The sequence below is a fragment of the Metabacillus fastidiosus NBRC 101226 genome, from assembly GCF_001591625.1.
In the GTDB taxonomy this organism is placed as follows: Bacteria; Bacillota; Bacilli; order Bacillales; family Bacillaceae; genus Metabacillus; species Metabacillus fastidiosus.
Map to the genome: position 1 here is coordinate 1 of NZ_BCVG01000174.1, position 4,716 is coordinate 4,716.

At 35.0% G+C, this 4,716-nt stretch carries 5 protein-coding genes; 3 read left to right on the forward strand and 2 right to left on the reverse strand.

Annotated elements, in window-relative coordinates; genetic code table 11:
- Window positions 1-149 precede the first annotated feature (149 nt).
- A complete protein-coding gene (cwlD, locus tag BFA01S_RS20835) occupies window positions 150-863 on the forward strand; it encodes an N-acetylmuramoyl-L-alanine amidase CwlD (protein ID WP_066235460.1) in 714 nt (237 codons plus the stop codon).
- A gap of 88 nt (window positions 864-951) precedes the next feature.
- Complete coding sequence (locus tag BFA01S_RS20840; protein WP_066235461.1) at window positions 952-1,992, forward strand: Mrp/NBP35 family ATP-binding protein; 1,041 nt, start codon at window positions 952-954, stop codon at window positions 1,990-1,992.
- A gap of 100 nt (window positions 1,993-2,092) precedes the next feature.
- On the opposite strand, the gene gerD is transcribed toward BFA01S_RS20840, so the two are convergent.
- The gene (gene gerD / locus BFA01S_RS20845; RefSeq protein WP_066235463.1) at window positions 2,093-2,710 is read right to left on the reverse strand and encodes a spore germination lipoprotein GerD; all 618 of its coding nucleotides are present in this window, start codon (window positions 2,708-2,710) and stop codon (window positions 2,093-2,095) included.
- 148 nt (window positions 2,711-2,858) lie between these two features.
- On the opposite strand from gerD, the gene BFA01S_RS20850 reads away from it, so the two are divergent.
- Window positions 2,859-3,470: a KinB-signaling pathway activation protein gene (locus BFA01S_RS20850; RefSeq protein WP_066235465.1), complete on the forward strand. Its 612-nt coding sequence runs from the start codon at window positions 2,859-2,861 to the stop codon at window positions 3,468-3,470.
- A 57-nt stretch (window positions 3,471-3,527) separates the two neighbouring features.
- Here BFA01S_RS20850 and pdaB read toward each other — a convergent pair whose 3' ends face one another.
- Complete coding sequence (gene pdaB, locus BFA01S_RS20855) at window positions 3,528-4,292, reverse strand: polysaccharide deacetylase family sporulation protein PdaB (RefSeq protein WP_066235467.1); 765 nt, start codon at window positions 4,290-4,292, stop codon at window positions 3,528-3,530.
- Between the last annotated feature and the right edge of the window lie 424 nt (window positions 4,293-4,716).

Below are 4,716 nucleotides of genomic sequence, written 5' to 3' on the forward strand. Positions count from 1 at the left end.
TTACTGCCCGTTAAGGCTGGGATAAATAAATCTTTTACTCAAAACTTAACTAATATTGCTAGTTAAGTTTTTTTATTTGTGGACGTTTCTTTAACATAATCTTTTCGTTCATCCATATATTTTACTATGGACGAGCAGGAGGGAAGGGTATGAAAAAGAAACTAAAATGGTTAGGTTTTGCAGTTGGTTTTATTGTACTTCTTTTTATTTTTCAATGGCAGTTCAATGATAATAATTCATGGAAGCCATGGAATTTACCGCTATCAGGGAAAGTGATATATCTAGACCCCGGACATGGTGGACCAGACGGGGGAGCTGTTGGACAGAAAATACTTGAAAAAGATGTTGCATTAGAAGTGGCATTAAAGTTACGGGATTACTTACAAGAGCAAGGAGCCCTCGTATTATTAACAAGGGAAAAGGATATTGATTTGGCAGAGGAGGATACGAAAGGCTATTCAAGGCGAAAAACAGAAGATCTTAAAAAGCGGGCGAAGTTAATTAATGAATCAGAGGCCGATCTTTATTTAAGTATTCACTTAAATGCGATTCCTTCAGCAAGATGGAGTGGAGCACAGACTTTCTTTTATGGCAGTTATGAAGAAAATGAAGAGGTTGCAAAGTTTATTCAAGATGAATTAAGAAGGAACCTGGAGAATACGGAGAGAAAAGCAAAGCGGATAAATGGAATATACTTAATGAAAAAGGCTAATAAACCTGGTGCTTTAATTGAAGTTGGGTTTTTATCGAATCCTAATGAGGAGAGGCTTCTTGGGCAGGAAGATTATCAGGAAACACTTGCAGCATCTATTTATAATGGGGTTCTTAGATATTTTTCAAACGAGAAAAATCCTCCGGAATAAAGGTTACTTACTCTTGGAGGCAGATTTTCCTTTTTGGTAAACAATGTATGCTATACTGTTGTAAATAAACTTAGCCGAGGTGATGATATTGCTACAAGAAGCGGATGTACGAACTATTATTGGTAAACTGAAAGACCCCTTTCTACATAAGACATTAGCAGAGCTGGAAGCTATTGAAGAAATTAAAATAAATCCTGAAAAAGGGCATGTCAGTGTCAAAGTTGGCATTGCGAAAACTGGAACAGGGGAACAGCTGAACTTGCAGCAGCAAATCGTCTCATTATTAAAAGAGGCTGGTGCAGCATCTGTAGGACTACGTTTTACGGATCTTCCAAAAGAGAAAGCTGTATCATTTACAGAAGAAACAAACGAATCAATTCTATCCGGACAAAATAAAACAACCTTTATTGCGATTGCGAGTGGTAAAGGAGGAGTCGGAAAATCAACTGTCTCGGTGAATTTATCAATTGCATTAGCGCGGCTAGGTAAAAAGGTCGGATTAATTGATGCAGATATATATGGGTTCAGTGTTCCTGATATGATGGGGATTACGAAAAGGCCGGAAGTATATGGTGAAAAAGTTATACCAGTTGAACGATTTGGTGTAAAAGTTATTTCTATGGGTTTCTTCGTTGAAGACAACTCGCCGGTTATTTGGAGAGGACCGATGCTCGGAAAAATGTTAAATAATTTCTTCCATGATGTAGAATGGGGAGAACTTGATTATTTATTATTAGATTTACCACCTGGTACAGGTGATATTGCCCTGGATGTTCATTCCGCTTTGCCGGCTTGTAAGGAAATTATTGTTTCAACTCCTCATCCTACTGCAGCATTTGTTGCAGCCAGAGCAGGGGCAATGGCTTTAAAAACAGATCATGAAATCATCGGTGTCATTGAGAATATGGCTTATTTTGAAAGTAAGATAACAGGTGAGAAAGAATATGTATTCGGTAAAGGTGGGGGAGAGAAGCTTGCTGAGGAGTTGAAAGTTCCGATTTTAGGGAAAATTCCTTTACAGCAGCCTGATTGGAATGAAAATGATTTTGCTCCTTCTGTATATAATGCAGATCACCCCATAGGTCAGATTTATAGTGAGATAGCAATGAAAGTAGCCGATCTGATTTAAATGTTTTAAAGGCTATAAAAAAAGTCTGAGTAATTTATAGCCGTTAGGGGGACATACAAAAGTCCCCTAATGGCTGTTTTTAGTTTATTTAGCCGTTTCCTCAGCTGCTCTTATCCTGTCCGCCGCTTTGTTCACTGCCACCTTGACTTCCGCCACCGCTTTGCTGCCCAGTTTCTTCAGCAGCTTTTAATAGTGTTTCCTGTATTTTGGCTTTAAATAACGGGCTCGTCAATGTTTCAGTTATTACTTCCTGAAGATGCTTACGAAAATCTTTACTTTTTAAAACAGTTAAAGTTGCTTTCTCCATTTCTGGATTTTGAAATAACTCAATCAGCATAGCTTGGTATTCAGGATCCTTCATTAAATCTTTAATTACTTTTTCATGTTCCTCTTTCATGCTCTTTGCGTAGCTTTCTACAAATTTAGGATCTTCAAATAGCGTTTTCCAAAATTCTTTTCCTTTTTCAGATGTTAAAGTTGCTTGAATAGTTTCCGTTACTACTTTTTGATCCATCACCAGCTCATGCTTTAACTTTTCATCCTTCATTATCTCCTGCAGTGCCTTTTTACCATCATCTGTTTTAAGTATGTCAACAACCATTTTCTTCGTTTGGTCATAGTCAGTTTGACCACCGCTGCTCTCTTGTGGAGCACAACCATAAAGAATTATTGAAAGTAAATAGATTGAAGAAATCATGAGGAGCATTTTTCTCTTCATGTTTAGTCAGGCTCCTTTCTTTTAGCTACCTACTTTTAATATGAATTTGTCCTCCTATTTTAATACGTGAAAAAATATCTCATATGTAGCATTTTTAACAGAGGATTGGTAAAATCAATTACAGATGAGTAATTGGGGGATATTTTAAGTGAAAAGTCGAAATTGGGTTCGTTTATTTTTAAGTACACTGTTCATTGGCGGGATTATAACGATTCTCTTAGGCTTCATCCTAAAATGGAGTGAGTATAAAGAATTGTTTATAACAATGAATGTTACGGAAATTTTATCAATTGCTTTTTGGCTTTTAGGATTAGGCTGTATTTTCAGTATTATTAGTCAAATGGGTTTCTTTGCTTATTTAACGGTACATCGATTTGGTTTAGGTATTTTTAGGACAGTAACTTTATGGAATGGTGCACAGATTATATTAATTATATTTGTCTTCTTTGATCTTATTTATTTAAGATATAAATTCTTTGCTGAGAGCGGAGATAGCATTTTTCCTTATATTTTATTAACTGTTTTTACTTTCCTTTTCAGTTGTGTTGTCGCTTATATGAAAAAGAGGCAGACTAATAAGGCTGCTTTTGTTCCAGCATTATTTTTTATGTTTGTTATTACAACAATTGAATGGTTCCCTGCTTTACGTGTAAATGAGGCAGATTGGCTCTATCTTATGTTAATTCCATTATTAATATGTAATGCATATCAACTCCTTATCCTTCCAAAATTAACAGGAGAAAAAAATAAAAATGCTTAGCTTTATAGCTGAAGCATTTTTATTTTTTATTAGAAAAGAGCTAGTGGGCTAGCTCTTTTACTTTACCTCAGAAGATTTAACTTCTGTATTTGCGACAAGTTTTTCTATCGTTACGTTTTTCAGACCCTTCTCTTTTATATTTTTTATAATAGCCGGCAAAGCTTCTTCTGTTTGCTTAGCGGAATCTGAAGCATGGAGAAGGATAATATCGCCGCCTTTTAAGTCTGATACTGTATTTTCAATAATTTTATCAACTCCTGGATTAGTCCAGTCTTCCGAATCGATGCTATAGTGAACAACTGTATAGCCTGATTTTTGAGCGATATTCAATACTTCTTTATTGAAATTGCCAGTTGGTGGTCTTAAAAGGTCTACGTCTTTCACTCCTAATTCTAAAAATACTTCCTGTGCTTTTGTTATATCTCTTCTTATTTCCTCTTTTTCTAAATCAGTGTAATTTTTATACGCATATCCCATACTTCCAATTTGGTGGCCGTCTTTTATAATTCTGCTCACGAGATCGGGATGCCTTTCAGCCCAGGATGCTGATAGAAAGAAAGTGGCATTGGATATTCCCTCCTTTTTCAACATATTCAATATTGGTTCAGCTTTGACATCTCCCCATGTAATGTTAAATGTTAAAGAAACTTCATTGTTTTTTGTCTCTCCTCGATAAACAGCCTTAGGTCCATCAGATGTTGAAAAGACAGGAAACTGCATGAAATTTTGAACGTATAAAATCCCTGCAGTGAAAAATGCAATTATTAATATAATAATTAACTGCTTTACTCTTTTTATATGAAATACGTAGAATTGATTCATATTATAATCCTCCTCGTCCACTTTTCCTCAATCCCATATGTATGCTTGACCTTATGAGAAAATGATTAGCAGGAGTAAGGAGACGAAAATATTTAAAGTGATTTATCGGGTATAAAAAATTATAGCTTTTGTTTGAACTAAAGCAGTTCTTATTCTCTAGTATTTTGAAATAAGTAAAGGCCTATAGATCTCTAAATTTATGAGGGATATTCACTCCCTTTGGAGGCGGGGATACATAATAATATAAAAGTGAGAAAAAATTTAAAATAAAGCGTTGACTCTGTTTTTAAAGCATGTTATATTATTTCTTGTCACTGCTAAGATCAACATGTCAGCAAAAAGAAATTTCAAAAAAGAAATAAAAAATGTTGACTTCAAATCTTAAATGTGTTAAATTAAGAAAGTTGCTTATAAAGCGAGCTGA

Coding starts and splice junctions, on each gene's coding strand:
- gerD (WP_066235463.1), bottom strand. CDS start 2,710: ATGAAGAGAAAAATGCTCCTCATGATTTCTTCAATCTATTTACTTTCA.
- cwlD (WP_066235460.1), top strand. CDS start 150: ATGAAAAAGAAACTAAAATGGTTAGGTTTTGCAGTTGGTTTTATTGTA.
- pdaB (WP_066235467.1), bottom strand. CDS start 4,292: ATGAATCAATTCTACGTATTTCATATAAAAAGAGTAAAGCAGTTAATT.